Origin of the sequence: Sedimenticola hydrogenitrophicus, from assembly GCF_025175675.1 — a bacterium.
Classification (GTDB): Bacteria; Pseudomonadota; Gammaproteobacteria; order Chromatiales; family Chromatiaceae; genus Sedimenticola; species Sedimenticola hydrogenitrophicus.
Genome location: NZ_JANIOA010000002.1, coordinates 161,729 through 178,707 on the forward strand (window position 1 = coordinate 161,729; position 16,979 = coordinate 178,707).

The window sequence follows — 16,979 nt, forward strand, 5'->3', positions numbered from 1 at the left end:
TTGTTGGCCGCGTAACAGCCGCGCGAAGCGGCCTCCAGGAATGCCCAGGGTCCATGGTGACCCCAGCACGCCAGCAACCGGGTCAGCGGCTGCCGACTTCCGGGAGCAGACGGTCGAATTCCTTCTTCACCACCGCATAGCACTCGCAGGCCCGCGCCTCCAGCCCCGCGCGGTCGAGCACTGTGATGTGGCCACGTTGATACCTAATCAGGCCGGACTTCTGCAGTTTGCCCGCCGCCTCTGTGACACCCTCGCGGCGCACGCCGAGCATATTCGCGATCAACTCCTGGGTCATGGCCAATTCGTTGGAGGGCAGGCGGTCGATGCTCAGCAGTAACCAGCGGCAGAGTTGCTGGTCGAGCGAATGATGCCGGTTACACACCGCGGTCTGTGCCATCTGGGTCAACAAGGCCTGGGTGTAACGTAGTAACAGATGTTGTAGCTCGCCGGAGCGATTGAATTCCTGCTTGAGCAGTTGTCCCTTTAGACGATAGGCATGGCCGGCGCTCTGCACGACGGCCCTATTGGGCATGGTTTCGCCGCCCATGAACAGGGCGACCCCGATAATCCCCTCATTGCCGACCACGGCGATTTCGGCCGACGCGCCATCGAGCATGACGTAGAGCAGGGAGACGATGGCCGTGGTGGGAAAAAAGACATGGCGCAACTCGTTGCCAGACTCGTAGAGCACCATGCCGAGCGGCATCGGGACCAGTTCAAGATACGGGGTCAGGGGTGCGTACTCCTCCGGCGGGAGGGCGGCGATCAGGTGGTTCTGGTGGGGGTCGTGCGGGTCAGGCATGGGCGAACTCCGTGTTTTGGCTACGATCAAGCTTCCTTACCAATGTGGCGGAACCGGGCACCGCAGATGATACGACCAGTATATACCCTCAATTATGTGTGTGCGCGCGACAGCGCGCAGACGCAAATCGGGAGGTCGGTGTAGCTGGCACGTCGGGGCGTAGCCGCGTCCCGGGTATGTACGCCAGCAGACAGACGACGCGGTGCGCCCACGGTAGGCTGGGACTGTCGGAGCCAGCATGCGAGGTGTGTTCGCTGTAGCGGAGTGCGATGCTTGCAAGCCGCACTTGATCCGTTACGACGCCACGCAACTGCAATGCTTCAGGAAAAGGTAATCCCATGAAAACGATACAGAAATACGCGCTCAGTGCAGTTGCCGCAGCAATGCTGCTCGGTTTGGGGGGTTGTTCCGGTATGTCGACACAGGACAAAAACACCGCTATCGGCGCCGGTGTTGGTGCCGTGGGCGGGGCCATTCTTACCGGCGGCAGCACGGTAGGAACCGTCGGCGGTGCCGCTGTTGGTGGCATCATCGGTCACGAGGTCGACAAGGACGATGACAAATGATGATCGATCTGCGATGCGCCAGCCCTGGCCGGCTGGTGCGTTGCAATCGCTCAGCATTCTGATCCCATAGTGAGAATGACCGGCATGGTTGCTCTCATTGCCATCCAAGTCGTTCACCAAGAGGTATGAATCATGAAACCTGTCCAGATCGTCAGTGCAGCCCTGGTGGTAAGTGCGTTGCTTGTAGCACTCCCCGGTTGCGAGAAACAGGGGCCGGCGGAGCAAGCCGGCGAGAGTATCGACAATGCGGCGGAGCGGGCCGGAGATCAGATCGAAAAAGCCGGTGAGGCCATCAAGGACACGGCACAGGGCGATAACAAGTAATATTTGACGCTCAATACCGGAGCACGGTAGGTAATGCAAATACTGAGCGGCACATGGCAGCAACCCTTCATGCGGGCCGCCGGGACAAAACGCGCAGTTGTAGTAAGCGGTGTGATTGTGCTGGCGGTTACAGCCATCGCGTTACTGTCGACCGGGCTCGACAGACGCAGGTTGCAGGGTTGACGGGGAGCTGCCTCCGTCACCTTGTTGGTTTACCGGTTGATTCGGGAGATCTTCGTGCCCGCGATCCCGACACCTGCCATCAACCCTTGCCGGCTGAAAGTACACGCATAGGCATCAACTTTTTATGTGCGGCATCGTACAGACGAGGGCCTTCGTCTGAGTGACATTAGCTATAAGGAAATGGACGATGACGCCCGCTATCAAGGCCGGTCGCCACCTGGTCTGGCCAGGCGACGCCACCTCGAAAAAGCAAACGGGTAAAACTGTCGGAACAAGGGCGCCGGTTTGCCGGGGCACGTGGGCTTGTGTGTCGCCAGGGCATTTCCTGACACAGGTTCGCTTCACCTTACCTGGGAGATATGAAATGTCATTGGACCACGAGTGGTACCGACTTCAGCGCAAAGTTCAGTGCCCTCGCGTACACGGGCGGCGCCCGGCAGGTGACTTATGTGCGCTGGCGTCCGGACAGACGCCCGATTTCAGCCCATAGTATGGAATACCCATCCTCGGGCGGCCTTCGCCCCCGGTCCGTATCGGCTATCGGTATTGCACTGCCAAGCCGACAAATCAGGATAGTTTGTATGCCAAACAACAGGCCCGTCCCTGCTGTCAACCGTCTGCTCGCGGCCTTGCCGCGCAAACACCGCGAGCGTTTTCTGGCAGGCTGCGTACCGGTCGAGCTGGCGTTTGCCGACGTCCTGGCCGAACCCGGTGAACGTATTTGTCACGTCTACTTCCCCACCGAAAGTTTCATTTCCCTGGTAGCGCCGATCGACAGTCGCGCCAGCCTGGAAGTAGGGCTGGTCGGTGATGAAGGCATGCTGGGGATTTCCCTGCTGCTCGGGGTGGATGTGTCGCCGCTGCGCTCCGTCGTACTGGGTGCAGGCCAGACGCTGCGCATGGACACCGCGCTGTTTAGGCGCGAACTCGACCAGATCCCCGCACTGCAACGGGAATTGAAGCGTTACCTCTACGTGGTGCTGGGCCAACTCGCGCAGACCGCTGCCTGCACCCACTTTCATGTGGTGGAGGCGCGCCTCGCCCGCTGGCTGCTGATGACACAGGACCGCGCGCACTCCGACACGTTTCATATCACCCATGAATTCCTGGCCTACATGCTGGGGGTGCGGCGCGTCGGTGTCACCAAGGCCGCCACTTCGCTACAGAATCGCGAACTGATCCGCTATAGCCGCGGTGATATCAGAATTCTCGACCGCCGCGGACTGGAGGCCGCTTCCTGCGGGTGTTACGCAGCCGACAAAGCCAGCTACGCCCGGATTCTGGGCTAGGAGCCTGTAGATTCCGGCGGCGGTAGAATTACGCTGAGAAATGCGGCTCACTCACCAGCGTTGTCCGCTCTCAAGCAGCTGTGCGAAGGCCGCGGCGGGCACGGCGTGACTGAAGTGAAAGCCCTGTCCCTCCTCGCACGCTTGATCGCGCAGGAATGCAAGCTGCTCGGGCGTCTCCACCCCCTCGGCAATGACCCGTTGCTTGAGGTTTTTGCCCAGGCCGATCACCGCGCTCACAATGGTTGCGCCATCCGTGCTGTTGACGATGTCGCGCACGAAGGACTGATCGATTTTCAGGGTGTCGATCGGAAATCGTTTCAGATAGCTGAGGCTCGAATAACCCGTACCGAAGTCATCGATGGCCAGGCGCACGCCTATGGCCTTGAGCGCGTTAAGCACAGTAGCCGAAGACTCGGCGTCGTGCATGAGGACAGTTTCGGTCAGTTCCAGCTCCAGCAGACCCGGCTCCAGGCCGGTCTCCCGCAGGATCTGCGCGACACCCTCGATGAACCCTTCGTGCCTGAACTCCATCGCGGAAACATTGACGGTCACGGGCACGACGGGCAGACCGGCAACCTGCCAGGCCCGCACCTGCCTGCAGGCTTCGCGCAGCGCCCAGCGGCCGATCGTCACGATGAGTCCGTATTCTTCGGCAATCGCCACGAATTGTGCGGGGTATACGAGCCCAAGTTCGGGATCCTGCCAGCGGATGAGCGCCTCGGCGCCGGTCATTGCGCCTGACGCGAGATTGACCTGCGGCTGGTAGTACAGCAGGAACTCGTGCTCCTTCAGGGCGCGGTGCAGGCGGCCCTGCACGGCCAGACGATGAGTCATCTCGATGTTCATGTCGGTGTTGAAGAAGCGGTAGGTGTTGCGGCCGCCCGCCTTGGCGTGAAACATCGCGGTATCCGCGTTCTTTATCAACGCCTCCACGTAGTTGCCGTCGCCCGGAAACACACTGATGCCGATGCTCAGGGTGACATCGAGCTCCTGTCCGTCGATGACATGCGGCACGGCAAATGCGGCGATCAGGGTTTCCGCAACCAGGTCGGCACCCCGCGGATGCTCGATCTCGTCCAGCAGGATCACGAATTCGTCCCCGCCCTGGCGGCACACCATGTCTGTGCTGCGCACACTGGTCAGCAGGCGTCCCGCAACCGACTGCAGCAGCCGGTCGCCGACCGGATGCCCCAGCGAGTCGTTGATACGTTTGAAATCATCCAGATCCAGAAACAGCAATGCGACCTGTTTGCCGTGCCTTTGGGCCAGCCCGATGGCCTGGGCGAGCCGTTCCGTCAACTGCGCGCGATTGGGCAGGCCGGTGAGAATGTCGTGCGTGGCCAGATGGGCCATCTTCGACGCCATGGCCCGCGACTGGCTGACATCGTGGAAGACGATCACCGCACCGCTGACGTTACCGTTGCGGTCGTGGATGGGCGCGGCGGAGTCCTCGATGGCGGACTCGGACCCGTTGCGGCGGATCAGCACGCTATCCGCGGCGAGGCCCACGGTCCTGTCCTCGTCGAGGGCGCGCTGCGCCGGATTCACGGCGGTCTGGCGGGTCTTGCCGTCGATGATCCTGAATACCTCCGCAAAGGGTCGCCCCAGCGCACCCTCGCTGGACCAACCGGTCATGGTCTCCGCCACCTGGTTCAAATAGGTGACGTTGCCGAGGAGGTCGGTGCACAGCACGGCGTCACCGATGGAGTTGAGCGTCACCTGGGCACGCTCCTTCTCCTCGAATAACGCCTCTTCCGCCTTCCGCAATCCGAACTCCGTCACCTTGCGCGCGGTGACATCCTCGACCGTCTGCACATGACGGCGCTGTTGACGCGCGTCCACACCACGCTCCCATCCTGCCGCTGAAAGCGGAACTCTGCCCGCAACGGCGCATTGCTGAGTGCCGCCGCGCGCCAATCGTCGATCACGCGCTGGCGGTCCTCCGGGTGAATCGCCATGCTCCAACGCGTGCCCAGCGTCTGTTCGAAACTCAGCCCGCTGATCCTTTGATAGGCCGCGTTGGTATAAACGCAACTCCCCTGGGCATCGGAGACGAAGATACCCAGCGGGGAAGCATCACTTATCGCGCGGAAGCGCGCCTCACTGCTCAATAGCGCTTCCCGGGTGGCCTTGTAGTTGAACACGTAACGCAGGGTGCGCGACAACCAGTGGCTGTCTACATGGCCTTTGAGGAAATAGTCGTGCGCGCCACGCTGCACGGCCTGGCGCGCCAGTTCTTCATCGCCGGCCGGAGTCAGGATAAAAACCAGGGCGTTTGGCGCGGCCTCGATCACCTGGTCAAACACCTCGAGACCCTGGCCATCGGGAAGTGCAAGGTCAAGCATGACCACCTCGATACCCCCCCTGGCCAGACGTTGTAGCGCGTCGGCGAGCCGCGTCACCCGTTCGACATGGAACGCGCTACCTTGGGCGCCGGCAAGTCCCGCCTGGATCAACCCGGAAACACCGGGCTCCTGTTCCACGAAAAGCACCGTAGTCGCGGCAGGGACCGTGGCAGCCGGGGAGTTGCCGGACCCGATCCCGCCGGCGGCAACGCTGCCGGCACTCTGCCTGGTCCTGCTGCTGCTGCCAATGCGTTCGACCTGCCGGCCGATGCGGTCGCTAGTGGTGCCGTCAACACGCTTGGTAAAAAGCGCGTCGAGGTGCGTGTCGCTGAGATTGTTCAATAGCCGTTCCACCTTGCGCTTGAACGTCTTCCAGTTGCGTTCAATCACATCCCAATCCATACCGAAATCCTTTTGAGACCCATATGAAAGCTTAGTTGCATAGTCGGGCCGGGTCTGTTTGATGCCGCACATAGGAGTGCTGCGACCGCCCAGGCCGCCGGGCCCGGTCACGGCTGCACCCGGGGTGATACCGTCGCCGCCCTGGAGGCGCGCCATCCGCGCTCCATTTTTCGGCTATCATAGACAATGAGGGGCAACAGGATGAAATTACAGGCACAAAAAAAGCCCTGTAAAAACAGGGCCTTTCATCACTTTTTGTAGTCTGTGATGGTTTTTCAATATGGTGCCGAGGAGAGGACTTGAACCTCCAAAAAATACATAAATTTAATATTTAAAACAATAGCTTATAGCTATAGATGGGTATTCGCGCGCCACATACGCTCCACACTGATGTTAGAGGCCCAGCACATGGCGTAGACGATCCAGCGCTGTCTTGTGAGCGTTCGCGCTCATCCTATGCACATTGCGTAGTTTCCACTGGATTGCAGGCAGTTGCTGAATATGCTCGAAGGGCATCAAGCTCCAATCTGGCTTACCTTGCTTGACTGATAGTAGGAACTTGCGTTCGCTTTCTGAAAGTGCCGTGCGCACCCACGAAAACAATTGTTCCCGAGTGGCCTCAAGTTCGTCCAGTCCGATTGCGTGAGCGGTCATACCCGCAAAGTGGTGGGTATAGAGTTGTTCGATGGGTACCCGTTTCGGGGATAAAAACTCTGTCATGGGTCGGCGATGTCCAGCAAGGTAGACAACGAATGCCTGACGGATGTTATCGGAGATTTCCCCGGCATTGAGCAACTGCTTGATGTCAAATAGGTCACGGGGATGCTGCCGATCGAGAGCCGCACATAACTTCCCCCCGTAAAGGTCTCCGGTGGCCAGTCGTTGAACGCGTACGAACAATTCATACTCGTCCTGCGCCGCCTGACACAAGTCACGCTCGACCGGTGGGAAAAGAGCACCCCGGGAAATTGGGCTTGGTTCCACCTTGATGCGTGCCTGGGGTGTGGCGATCTGCAGCTTGGGAGCATCGGTTCCGGTAGCCCGAATCTGTACCTGAGGAATAGTGCGCTGGATCTCTTCTCCAATCGTTTCGAGCCCTTCAGTGATCGCGGTCAGAGCTGTGTCACGATCGGTGATCGGCAAGTATGTCAGGTCAATATCGACGGAGAGCCGCGGCATGTCGCAGTGAAACAAGTTGATGGCGGTTCCACCCTTCAAGGCAAAGGTACGGACTTTAGCCACTGCGGGTAAGCAGCGAATCAATAAGTCCACTTGGGCTCGATAGCGTTTGTTGGCAGGCATGCTGATTCCTTATGGGTAATTCGTGTCTGCCACGACCAGATCATATTTTTTATCAAGATGGCCACCGGGGTGGATCGTTCGTTTCCCGGTTCCAAAATCAACACGTGATAGGCTCAGATCATCGAGCCATGGATGGTTCAATCGTTCGGCGGCGTACATGAACAGGCGTTTGGTCTTTACCGAGCGACAGGTTTCCAGTAATCGCTGTACAACGCGAGGGCGAAGGGACGTCAATGACTCCATCACCTGCAAGGCCTCTTCGAACGATTGTTGCTTCGGGACGAGGTACATCATCTCGAAAGCCGCTCGCTCAAGGGTTGCGACCGAGAGTTCAACATCCTCGACCTTGACCGTCGAGACGGTGTTCTCGTCATCAGTAAAGATGCCGCTGGTCACCAAGCGCACGGGCTGTGACCACTGGTGGTTGCTGAACCAGGAGGGTAGTTTGGTCTTTGCCTTCGCAAACAACACGACTTCGCGGCCACCCAATGCCAGATAGTGGGCATAACCGCGGAGATCGAAGGCCGTGATAGCGCCAGGGTGTACATCCAAACCCAGTTGTTTTTGGAGTGCATGAACGGCGCCGGGCCAGTCAACGGTCGAACCTGCCCGGACATAGGCGCTATGGCCGAACCGATTCAGCCAGCCGGATCGAACATATTTATCGGCCAGCCGGAAGTCTATACCTTTGCTATTGAGCCAGCGCTGGGTACCAACGATATGTGGCGGCCAATCCTGGAGCAACAGGTTTATTTTTGATCCCATATCACTACTCAAATGCGATAATAACGCATGAATATAAACCACGTGAATGTAGAATAGCATAGGTTTATAAAAATACTAAATCATCCCGTGAAAGGCGATATAATGGAATTATTATAAACCATGGCCTGGGAAGCCGCTGGAAAACTACTGGGTTGAGGTCTGTATGTTGGCTGGCGAAGCAGGCTGGCCAAAACCAGATACAAAAACATGCCGGTGTTTTTCTTCCGCCTGCTCTACCCACCGACCATAATGGCGCATGATCATCTCGGTGGTTTTATGGCCCATCTGCTGGGCGACAAATAGGGGATTCTCACCACCCGACAGTAGTTGACTCGCGTAGGTGTGACGGGTTTGATACGGATTGCGATAGCGCACCTTCGCACGTTTGAGGATATACCTCCAGGGCCGTTCCAGATGCTCGTAATCCACAAATGATCCACGTTCTCTGGGACGAACGAATACGAATTCACCGCCGATGAAGCTATATTGTTTTTGATTCTTCAAGGCATCCAAGGCAAACGGTATGAGAATGACATCCCGGGTCCCGGCCTTTGTCTTCGTCTCTTTGACTTTTCGCTCAACTACTGCACGCTGGACACGGATAACTCCATGACGCCAGTCTACGTCGCTCCACATCAAACCAAAGAGTTCAGAAGTGCGCAGGCCGGTGTAGAAGGCGAACTGAAGGAGATTTCGAATGCGGGGATCATATTCAAATGCGAGTTCAAGTACCGCTTTGATCTCGTCTTCCGTAAATGGATCCACCTCATAGTCCGTTCGTGCCTGCTGACGACTAACCAGCTTGCTCACCTTGATCTTATCGAGTGGGTTCCGGTCGATAACATCATCATTCAGCGCGCGATCCAGTATAGCTCGAAGCGGTGTCAGGTCGTTGCGTATGCTTTTCAGCGTGCTTTTCCGACTACGTATCCACTCGCGGATCCGTTGAGGAGTAAGTTCCCGGGCGCGGATGCTGCCGAACTCGGGTAACAGGTGGGCATGGCAGCTTTTCCGATAGCAACGGTATGTGCTATGCGGGTGGGTTTGCTCGATATCCTTCAACCATTCTTCCAATAGCTCTTTAATCGTGACAGTCGAGACAGCATGGCCGAATAATCGTGCCCGTCTTGAATCGGGGAAGTAATCTGTGTAGCGGAAGGTCTGGCGCTCAATTGCGTTCTCGATTTCTGCTTTAAGGTTGATCGCGTAGCGCCGGTGACCCTGGCGGCGGTCAAACGGCTTTATGCCCGGCCGCCTTCCTTTACCGATCTCCTGCCCTGGGTCGATTACGACCCCAATAGCCGCACCTTTCTGCTGGAGGATGGCGTCAGCGTGAGCGCCTTGTTTGAAATCCTGCCCGCGGGCACCGAGGCCCGCACCCCCCAGTTCATGACCCAACTGCGCGATGCCATCCAGACGGCACTGAGCGATGCCATCCCCGAGGAAGACGAGGCGCCCTGGATCCTGCAGGTCTATGTGCAGGATGAGCCGAGTCTGCAGGCGTTTCAGAAGGAGGTGGCGGCCTATGCGCAACCGGGTGTCCAGGCTACCCCCTTCACCCGGCACTTTCAGGCGACCTTTGCCCAGCATCTGGCGCGGATCACCCGTCCCGGTGGGTTGTTCGAGGATACCGCGGTAACCGGCACCCACTGGCGCGGACAACTGCGTCGGGTCCGCGCCACGCTCTATCGCCGGTTGAAGGTGAAGGGCAAGATGCCGCCGGCGATCGAGATGGGCGATGGCATGGCGCTGTTCTGCTCCGGTCTCGCCGGCCACTTCTTCAACCGCCCCGGCACCCCCTGGCCGGAGGCCGATGTCACGCTGCTGGAGATGGGCATCCTGGCGCGTGAGGGCTACGAGGATCAGCTCACCGTGGCCTATATCTCCATGATGAGCCACATCAACGACCTGGTGGAACGTCACCAGCACGATGCCCGGCCCACCCTGGTGGTGACCGACGAGGGCCACATCATCACCACCAACCCCTTGCTGGCCCGTTACGTGGTCAAGATCACCAAGATGTGGCGCAAGCTCGGCGCCTGGTTCTGGATCGCCACCCAGAACCTGGAGGACTTCCCCGACGCCAGCCGCAAGATGCTCAACATGATGGAGTGGTGGCTGTGCCTGGTCATGCCCAAGGAGGAGGTCGAGCAGATCGCCCGTTTCAAGGACCTGAGCGAGGTGCAGCGCAGCCTGCTACTGTCGGCCCGCAAGGAGCCCGGCAAGTACGTTGAGGGCGTGGTGCTCTCCGACAACCTCGAAGCCCTGTTCCGCAATGTACCACCACCATTGTCACTCGCCCTTGCGATGACCGAGAAGCATGAGAAGGCGGAGCGCGCGGCTATCATGCGCGAGCGTGGATGCAGCGAGCTGGAGGCGGTGTATATCGTTGCTGAGCGGATTGCTGAACGCCGGTGAGGTGCAAAAAACGGTAGGCCATGAGGGGGATGATATAATGTTACGCCGTAACCATGGAGAAATAATTGCCCATGCCCTGTCCCTTATGCCGCCACGGACACACGGTTTTCTATCACCAGGACGAGCGCCGGCCCTACCGGCAATGCGGCCGTTGCCGGCTGGTGTTCGTGCCGCCCGCCTATCGCTTGTCACCGACGGTGGAGAAGGCGCATTACGACCTGCACGACAACGACCCGGGCGACCCGGGATACCGCCGGTTTCTGTCGCGGCTGTTCGAACCCATGCGAGAAAGGGTAGCCCCGCCGGCGCAGGGACTGGATTTCGGCAGCGGGCCGGGACCGACCCTGTCGCTGATGTTCGCCGAGGCGGGTTATGATATGGCCATCTACGATCCCTTCTACGCCCCGGATGGCCGCGTCCTGCGGCGGACCTACGATTTTATCACTGCCAGCGAGGTGGCCGAGCATCTGTACGCGCCGGGCGAGGTGTTGACGCGGCTATGGAATCTGCTCCGGCCCGGCGGCTGGCTGGGATTGATGACCAAGCTGGTCAGCGATCAGGGCGCCTTCGCAAACTGGCATTATAAACTCGACCCGACCCACGTCTGTTTCTTCTCCCGCGAGACTTTCGCCTGGTGGGCCGGCCGGAACGGATGCGAGGTCGACTTTATCGGCAAGGATGTCATTCTGCTGCGCAAGCCGCCGCATTCGCCTTCTGCGGTATGAAACTTGCCGGTGCACCAACACAGGTCAGGGTCAACCGGTGCATGGCGCGGGTACAGGCCACGTACAGCAGGTTACGATCCATCTCTGTGTGGTAGTTGCTCGCACTCACGCCAGCGACGATGACGCGATCAAACTCCAGTCCCTTGGCCAGGTGTGCCGTGCAGACGATCACCCCGCTGGAAAAGCCGGTGCTGTCGGCAGCGAGAAGGCGCGCCTCGACGCCGGTGTCCACCAGTGACTTGTGCAGCCGGTTCGCCTGCTTCTGCGTCTTGGCGATGATCGCCAGGCTGTGGTGGTCGGATGCTCGGAATGCCTCGATCTCGTCGCGAATACGCTCGATCATCTGCGCGGGGCGTTTGCAACTCACCACCCGTGGTGCCTCACCGTACCGCTTCATGGCCTCCAGCTCCGGGTTTGGCGAGATCGCCAGCGCGAACTGCATGATCTCCCATGTTGAGCGGAAACTCTTGGTGAGCTTGACGCCGGTGGCGGATTTCAGACTCCGGCCGATCTGTTCCGCGGTGGAGCTGCTGTAGGGATTGACCGACTGGGTCGCATCGCCGAGTACCGTCTTGCGGCAGGAGAACAGCCGGCCCAGAACGGCGTATTGCACGGGCGTATAATCCTGCATCTCGTCGATCAGCAGGTGCTTCACCGCTGAACGGGGATTTCGCACACCCTCCAGGCGCATCTTGAGGTGGATCAGTGGAAACACATCCGCGTATTCGAGCTTGCCGCCGGCGGGCTTGAACAGCTCCGGCTGTCCCATCCATTCGTACAGGCCCTGGTAGGCTTGGCGCAAGGTCATCTTGCGCACCATGCCGCGGATGGTCTCGCGTAGCGATTGCCGCTCGTCGGTGCGCAGATCGTAGTTGTAGTGAATGCCGATCTGGCTCTCGGTTGCATTGACCATGCGGGCGATGCGTTCGGTGAGCCCCACTCCGCGATGCTTTTGCCAGGTCTCGGCGAAGAACCAGTCGGGCACGATTTTGCGGCCGGTGCGCCATTCGGCGGCCTGGAAAGAACGCTTCTCGATTTCTTCGGCATAGCGATCGATCTGGCGCAGGAAATCCGGTGTTGCCTTGGCGGCGATGCGCGCCTTGAGCGCCTCATCGTTCTTCTCCAAAAGCTGCGTGGTCTGCTCAAAGAAGGTCTGAAAGCGATACTGGGAATCAAGCAGCTCATCGGCCAGGTCTTCCATCCCGATCTCGGCCACCTGTTCCTCGCCCAACTCCGGCAGCACGTTGCCGATGTAGGCGGCGAACACGCGATTGGGCGAGATGATCAGGATGTCGTCGGAGCTGAGCGTGTCCTTGAAGCGGTAAAGCAGGTAGGCAATGCGGTGCAACGCGATTGATGTCTTACCGGAACCTGCCACCCCCTGGATGATCAGGGTATGCGCGTCGTCGTTGCGGATGATGGCGTTCTGGTCCCGTTGGATGGTGGCGACGATGTTCTTCATGCCCTCGTCATTGCTGGCGCGGCTGAGTTCTTCCTGCAGCACGTCATCGACGATGTGGACGCCCGATTCGAGCACGAACTCCAGCTCGCCGTTACGAATGCGGAACTGGCGCTTGAGCGTCAGTTGGCCCTCGACCTCGCCCGCCGGGGCCTGGTAGCGCGCCGGGCCGGTCTCGTAGTCGTAGAACATGGACGCAATCGGCGCGCGCCAATCGTAGACCAAGGTTTCGCGGGCGACCTCGTCACGGAAATGGTGCACGCCAATGTAGACCGGTTCACTATTCGCTTCGCCGCTTTTGTGGAAATCGAAGCGGCCGAAATAGGGCGAGCGCATCAGCTTGTGCAACTTCTGCTGCTGGGCCTTGAGCACCCCGGCGGAATCCAGGGTCTGTTCGATGGTTTGACGCACCGCGATCTTCTCGATGTGATCCATGTCACGCCGGGCCTCCCACAGGTACTCCTTGCGGGTCTGGATTTCCCGCGCGTAGTCGTTGAGCCGTGTGTCGATCTGCTCAAGCGCGTTGCGGATGCTCGTCTGACACGCTCCCAGACGGGCCCTTTCTTTGGTTTCAGCGGTAGTCATGCGGGATTCGTTTTCTCCAGTCTCAGAGGGCGACGCTACATCATCCCCATCTCATTCATCTCCGGCGCCGTCGTTGTCTCCACCGGCGCCTCGGCCACCATGGCCTCGGTGGTGATCATCAGGCCGGCGGCGGAGGCGGCATTTTGCAGGGCGGTGCGGGCTACCTTGGTCGGGTCCAGGATGCCCAGGGCGATCATGTCGCCGTACTCGCCGGTGGCGGCGTTGTAGCCGAAATCGCCCTGGCCTTCGCGCACCTTGTTCAACACCACCGAGGACTCCATGCCGGCGTTGGCCACGATCTGGCGCAGCGGTTCCTCCATGGCGCGCTGCGCGATCCCGATGCCGATGTCCTGGTCGTGGTTGCCGCCCTTCAGATCCCGCGTGGCCTCCAGGGCGCGGACCAGGGCCACGCCGCCGCCCGGCACGATGCCTTCCTCGACCGCCGCGCGGGTGGCGTGCAGGGCGTCCTCGACGCGCGCCTTCTTCTCCTTCATCTCCACCTCGGTGACGGCGCCCACCTTGATGACGGCCACGCCGCCGGAGAGTTTGGCCACACGCTCCTGCAGCTTCTCCTTGTCGTAGTCGGAGCCGGCCTCCGCGATCCGGGCGCGGAGCTCATCGATCCTCACCGTAATGGCATCCGCCTGCCCGGCGCCGTCGATCAGGGTGGTGTCATCCTTCGTGATCCGAACCTTGCGCGCAGAGCCCAGCTCGTCCCGGATGGCCTTTTCCAGCGACAGGCCCACCTCCCCGGAGATGACCGTGCCGCCGGTCAGTACGGCGATATCCGCAAGCCAGGCCTTGCGGCGGTCGCCGAAATCGGGGGCCTTGACCGCGCACACCTTGACGATGCCCCGCATGTTGTTGACCACCAGGGTGGCCAGGGCCTCACCCTCGACGTCCTCGGCGACGATCAGCAGCGGTTTTCCGGATTTGGCCGTTTCCTCCAGCACCGGCAACAGGTCGCGAATATTGGCGATCTTCTTGTCGTGCAGCAGGATCAGCGCCTCATCCAGCTCGGCGGTCATGGCCTGCTGGTCGGTGACGAAATAGGGGGACAGATAGCCACGGTTGAACTGCATGCCCTCGACCACGCCCAGCGCGTCTTCAAGGCCGGAGCCTTCCTCGACGGTGATCACGCCCGCCTTGCCGACCCGCTCCATGGCCTCGGCGATGATCCGGCCGATGGTCGTGTCGCCGTTGGCGGAGATGGTGCCCACCTGGGCGATGGCCTGGCTGTCGGTGCATGGTCGGGAGAGCGTCTTCAGCGCGTCCACCGCGGCGGCCACGGCCTGGTCGATGCCGCGCTTGAGGTCCATGGGATTGGCGCCGATGGCCACCATCTTGCGGCCCTCGCGCAGGATCGCATGGGCCAGCACGGTGGCGGTGGTCGTGCCGTCCCCGGCAGCGTCGGCCGTGGCGACCGCGATATTCTTCAGTACCTGCGCGCCCATGTTCTCGAAGCGGTCCTCGAACTCGATCTCCCTGGCCACCGAGACGCCATCCTTGGTGACGGTGGGCGCGCCGAAGGCGCGCTCCAGCACCACGTTACGCCCGCGCGGACCGAGGGTGACCTTCACCGCGTCGGCCAGCCTGGTGACCCCGGCCAGCAGGCGTTCGCGCGCCCGTTCACTGAATTCGACCTGTTTTGCCGTCATGTCTTGTTTCCTTCTGATGGGTTGGCCGGACCCGCGCCCAGCCCGTCCAGCACCCTTTCGTGCAACCGGCGGCTGGGCTCGTCATGCAATACGAAACGTATGTGCCGCACATGGGGGAGCCGGGGCAACGCCTCCCGGAGCGCGGCAAAGGCGATATGCGCCGCCGCCTCCATCGGGTAGCCGAACGCCCCGGTGGAAATGGCGGGAAAGGCGAGGGATGCGATCTCCTTGGCCTCCGCCAGGTCCAGGGCGTTGCGGTAACAGGCCGCCAGCAGCGCGTCCGCCGGCTCGTCCCGCCCAAAGACCGGTCCCAGGCAGTGGATCACGTAGCGGTTCGGCAGGTCATGGGCGCCGGTGATGACAGCCTCGCCCGGGCGGATGGGTGCCAGTGGGCGGCATTCCGCCTCCAGCCCAGGGCCCGCGGCCCGGTGCAGGGCGCCCGCTACGCCGCCGCCGATGCGCAGCTCAGCGTTGGCCGCGTTGACGACGGCGTCCATGTTCGGTTGGTTGGCGATGTCGCCCCGGACGCATTCCAGGGTCACGCCGTGCAGGGTTCGTTGCGTCATGACGATTTACCTCCCGGGCGCGAACCCGGTCCGCCGCGGCTGCGACGCGCGCGTCTTCTCGGGTCGCCGCCCGTTCGAGTTTTTCGAGTTCGGCCAGCACCGCCTCTGCGCTCAGGTCCAGCAGCCGTTCGCCATCCAGGCCGAGGACGTCTATGCGGTCCCTGAGCCCTGGTTCCAGGCTTGTTTCCAGCTGGGCCGCCGCTGTATCGCCGGACCCAACCCAGCGCGCGTGCACATAGGTCTGGATCAGTGCGCCAAGCCGCTTTGCTTCCTGTGCCGGTATCTGTTCAATTTTGGAACACACTAATCTTCACTTGTCTTTTAGTTGTCGACCTGTTTGCCGGTTGGTCGCACCCGGCATTCCGGCCAGGGGCATCCAGGCACACATAAGGGCGGCAGGCGCGGCCTTTGAAATAACGAGGATCGGGATCCGCATCGGTGGCAAACTGGGTGTCGACCAGTGCATCCGCGGCGGCTCACTGCATCCCGAGCCGAAAACCGGCTTGTTCGGCAACGCACTGTGCGCTCTGGAATGACCGGCCCGAACCCGAATCGCGGGTGAGGGCAGGGTGGCGGATTACAATTACCGCCAGGCTGACAATACGGACTGTCAGGTTAGGAAAAATAGCACATTTGGCGCTGCGTTTGTAGTAACGCGGAGCGCCCTGTGAAAGGTCAGGCTTTACGGAGGCATTGCCGACGCAAAGAGAAAATGTCCGGTTGCGAATGATTCAACGGAGCAATAATACGGGTATCTGAGCGTTGCGTATCATGGCCGTGGTGGTGCTGCCGACCAGGAAGCGGCGGATGACCGAATGGCCGTAGGCACCCATGACGAGGATGTCGATGGCGTGTTCGCGGCGGTAATCGCACAGTGTAGCCTCGACATCACCTTCCCGTAGCGTGGTGGTGACGTCAAAGCCGGATGCTTCCAGGGTCTGCCGGGCCCAGTCCAGTTGCTCTCGGTGCGCGGCAGCATCGGTGCCGACCATCACCACATGGCACGGCATACCGCGGAACAGCGGGCTGCCGGCGACCATGTCCACTGACTTGTGGGCCGTTTTACTACCGTCGAATGCGATCATGACCTGCTCGGGCCTCTTGTAAGCCGCCGGACAGACCAGCATGGGCCGATGCAGACTGCGGACCAGGGTTTCGAGCCGGCTGCCCACGTGCGCACCCAGGTTCTCGTCATGTTTGCCCAATACCAACAGTCGAGTGTCCTGCTCGATAGATAACAGGGAATCGAGCAGATCGCCATGACGCTGATGCACGACAGGCTCGCTGACCCCATCGGCCAGTGCTTGCTGTCGCGCGGTTTCCAACATGACACGCCCCTGTTCCAATGCAAGCCTGCCGCGCTTTTCATCCAGCTCCGTCAGTTCTTGCAGCAGGGCCTCGCGGCTGCCCAATCCGATGTTCCCACTGAGGTTGCCCTTCACCGGGTAGGCTGACTTATCGAGTACGTGTAGCAGAATAAGCGGCGCGGCCAGTTGCAGACTGGCCCAGGCGGCGTAGTCACTGACGGCGGTGGAGACGTTGGTGCCGTCAATACAGGCGATTACATTGGTCTTGGTCATGGTAATTCCT

At 60.6% G+C, this 16,979-nt stretch carries 15 protein-coding genes and 2 pseudogenes; 7 read left to right on the forward strand and 10 right to left on the reverse strand.

What is annotated here, in order from left to right; all coding sequences use genetic code 11:
* Positions 1-82 precede the first annotated feature (82 nt).
* Positions 83-802, reverse strand: a complete 720-nt coding sequence (locus NPX02_RS02565; protein ID WP_260291610.1) for a Crp/Fnr family transcriptional regulator — start codon at positions 800-802, stop codon at positions 83-85.
* Positions 803-1,140: 338 nt separating this feature from the next.
* Between NPX02_RS02565 and NPX02_RS02570 the strand changes: the two genes are divergently transcribed.
* From NPX02_RS02570 to NPX02_RS02585, 3 genes are all read left to right on the forward strand, one after another.
* The gene (locus NPX02_RS02570; protein ID WP_260291611.1) at positions 1,141-1,368 is read left to right on the forward strand and encodes a glycine zipper 2TM domain-containing protein; all 228 of its coding nucleotides are present in this window, start codon (positions 1,141-1,143) and stop codon (positions 1,366-1,368) included.
* A gap of 132 nt (positions 1,369-1,500) precedes the next feature.
* Positions 1,501-1,692 (forward strand): hypothetical protein, encoded by a 192-nt coding sequence (locus NPX02_RS02575; RefSeq protein WP_260291612.1) that lies wholly within the window; start codon positions 1,501-1,503, stop codon positions 1,690-1,692.
* A 764-nt stretch (positions 1,693-2,456) separates the two neighbouring features.
* Entirely contained in the window at positions 2,457-3,164 is a 708-nt protein-coding gene (locus NPX02_RS02585) for a Crp/Fnr family transcriptional regulator (RefSeq protein ID WP_260291613.1), read from the forward strand.
* Between the two features lie 51 nt (positions 3,165-3,215).
* On the opposite strand, the gene NPX02_RS02590 is transcribed toward NPX02_RS02585, so the two are convergent.
* The 5 genes from NPX02_RS02590 to NPX02_RS02610 form a co-directional block, all read right to left on the reverse strand.
* On the reverse strand, positions 3,216-5,006 hold the full coding sequence (locus tag NPX02_RS02590) for a putative bifunctional diguanylate cyclase/phosphodiesterase (protein WP_260291614.1): 1,791 nt from the start codon (positions 5,004-5,006) through the stop codon (positions 3,216-3,218).
* Positions 4,943-6,067 (reverse strand): PAS domain-containing response regulator, encoded by a 1,125-nt coding sequence (locus NPX02_RS02595; protein ID WP_260291615.1) that lies wholly within the window; start codon positions 6,065-6,067, stop codon positions 4,943-4,945. The genes NPX02_RS02590 and NPX02_RS02595 overlap by 64 nt, the downstream gene beginning before the upstream one ends.
* 237 nt (positions 6,068-6,304) lie before the next feature.
* Positions 6,305-7,213 carry a nucleotidyl transferase AbiEii/AbiGii toxin family protein gene (locus NPX02_RS02600; RefSeq protein WP_260291616.1) on the reverse strand — a complete coding sequence of 303 codons (909 nt, stop codon included), beginning with the start codon at positions 7,211-7,213 and terminating at the stop codon, positions 6,305-6,307.
* Between the two features lie 9 nt (positions 7,214-7,222).
* A complete protein-coding gene (locus NPX02_RS02605; RefSeq protein ID WP_260291618.1) occupies positions 7,223-8,038 on the reverse strand; it encodes a type IV toxin-antitoxin system AbiEi family antitoxin in 816 nt (271 codons plus the stop codon).
* Between the two features lie 84 nt (positions 8,039-8,122).
* Positions 8,123-9,376, reverse strand: a complete 1,254-nt coding sequence (locus NPX02_RS02610) for a site-specific integrase (protein ID WP_260291619.1) — start codon at positions 9,374-9,376, stop codon at positions 8,123-8,125.
* On the opposite strand from NPX02_RS02610, the pseudogene NPX02_RS21440 reads away from it, so the two are divergent.
* The 3 genes and pseudogenes from NPX02_RS21440 to NPX02_RS02620 all read left to right on the forward strand — a co-directional run.
* Positions 9,293-9,643 (forward strand): annotated as a pseudogene (locus NPX02_RS21440) (TraC family protein); the annotation flags it as partial. The gene NPX02_RS02610 and the pseudogene NPX02_RS21440 sit on opposite strands and share 84 nt — an antisense overlap.
* A 78-nt stretch (positions 9,644-9,721) precedes the next feature.
* Positions 9,722-10,396, forward strand: a pseudogene (locus NPX02_RS21445) (hypothetical protein); the annotation flags it as partial.
* Positions 10,397-10,467: 71 nt separating this feature from the next.
* Entirely contained in the window at positions 10,468-11,121 is a 654-nt protein-coding gene (locus NPX02_RS02620; RefSeq protein ID WP_260291620.1) for a class I SAM-dependent methyltransferase, read from the forward strand.
* On the opposite strand, the gene NPX02_RS02625 is transcribed toward NPX02_RS02620, so the two are convergent.
* Genes NPX02_RS02625 through NPX02_RS02635 form a run of 3 tightly spaced genes read right to left on the reverse strand, consistent with a single transcriptional unit; the run spans position 11,078 to position 15,389 of the window.
* Positions 11,078-13,165: a HelD family protein gene (locus NPX02_RS02625; protein WP_260291621.1), complete on the reverse strand. Its 2,088-nt coding sequence runs from the start codon at positions 13,163-13,165 to the stop codon at positions 11,078-11,080. The genes NPX02_RS02620 and NPX02_RS02625 overlap by 44 nt on opposite strands.
* Positions 13,166-13,200: 35 nt before the next feature.
* Complete coding sequence (gene groL, locus NPX02_RS02630) at positions 13,201-14,823, reverse strand: chaperonin GroEL (protein ID WP_260291623.1); 1,623 nt, start codon at positions 14,821-14,823, stop codon at positions 13,201-13,203.
* On the reverse strand, positions 14,820-15,389 hold the full coding sequence (locus NPX02_RS02635) for a macro domain-containing protein (RefSeq protein WP_260291625.1): 570 nt from the start codon (positions 15,387-15,389) through the stop codon (positions 14,820-14,822). The genes groL and NPX02_RS02635 overlap by 4 nt, the downstream gene beginning before the upstream one ends.
* Between NPX02_RS02635 and NPX02_RS02640 the strand changes: the two genes are divergently transcribed.
* Positions 15,388-15,696 carry a hypothetical protein gene (locus NPX02_RS02640; RefSeq protein ID WP_260291627.1) on the forward strand — a complete coding sequence of 103 codons (309 nt, stop codon included), beginning with the start codon at positions 15,388-15,390 and terminating at the stop codon, positions 15,694-15,696. The two genes, NPX02_RS02635 and NPX02_RS02640, sit on opposite strands and share 2 nt — an antisense overlap.
* A 424-nt stretch (positions 15,697-16,120) precedes the next feature.
* On the opposite strand, the gene NPX02_RS02645 is transcribed toward NPX02_RS02640, so the two are convergent.
* Positions 16,121-16,969, reverse strand: a complete 849-nt coding sequence (locus tag NPX02_RS02645) for a universal stress protein (protein ID WP_260291628.1) — start codon at positions 16,967-16,969, stop codon at positions 16,121-16,123.
* Between the last annotated feature and the right edge of the window lie 10 nt (positions 16,970-16,979).

What these genes read in the sequence shown, in the direction of transcription:
- groL (WP_260291623.1), bottom strand. Translation starts at nt 14,823, where the DNA reads ATGACGGCAAAACAGGTCGAATTCAGTGAACGGGCGCGCGAACGCCTG.
- NPX02_RS02600 (WP_260291616.1), bottom strand. Translation starts at nt 7,213, where the DNA reads ATGCCTGCCAACAAACGCTATCGAGCCCAAGTGGACTTATTGATTCGC.
- NPX02_RS02620 (WP_260291620.1), top strand. Translation starts at nt 10,468, where the DNA reads ATGCCCTGTCCCTTATGCCGCCACGGACACACGGTTTTCTATCACCAG.
- NPX02_RS02585 (WP_260291613.1), top strand. Translation starts at nt 2,457, where the DNA reads ATGCCAAACAACAGGCCCGTCCCTGCTGTCAACCGTCTGCTCGCGGCC.
- NPX02_RS02575 (WP_260291612.1), top strand. Translation starts at nt 1,501, where the DNA reads ATGAAACCTGTCCAGATCGTCAGTGCAGCCCTGGTGGTAAGTGCGTTG.
- NPX02_RS02635 (WP_260291625.1), bottom strand. Translation starts at nt 15,389, where the DNA reads ATGACGCAACGAACCCTGCACGGCGTGACCCTGGAATGCGTCCGGGGC.
- NPX02_RS02570 (WP_260291611.1), top strand. Translation starts at nt 1,141, where the DNA reads ATGAAAACGATACAGAAATACGCGCTCAGTGCAGTTGCCGCAGCAATG.
- NPX02_RS02640 (WP_260291627.1), top strand. Translation starts at nt 15,388, where the DNA reads ATGACGATTTACCTCCCGGGCGCGAACCCGGTCCGCCGCGGCTGCGAC.
- NPX02_RS02605 (WP_260291618.1), bottom strand. Translation starts at nt 8,038, where the DNA reads ATGCTATTCTACATTCACGTGGTTTATATTCATGCGTTATTATCGCAT.
- NPX02_RS02645 (WP_260291628.1), bottom strand. Translation starts at nt 16,969, where the DNA reads ATGACCAAGACCAATGTAATCGCCTGTATTGACGGCACCAACGTCTCC.
- NPX02_RS02595 (WP_260291615.1), bottom strand. Translation starts at nt 6,067, where the DNA reads ATGGCGCGCCTCCAGGGCGGCGACGGTATCACCCCGGGTGCAGCCGTG.
- NPX02_RS02565 (WP_260291610.1), bottom strand. Translation starts at nt 802, where the DNA reads ATGCCTGACCCGCACGACCCCCACCAGAACCACCTGATCGCCGCCCTC.
- NPX02_RS02625 (WP_260291621.1), bottom strand. Translation starts at nt 13,165, where the DNA reads ATGACTACCGCTGAAACCAAAGAAAGGGCCCGTCTGGGAGCGTGTCAG.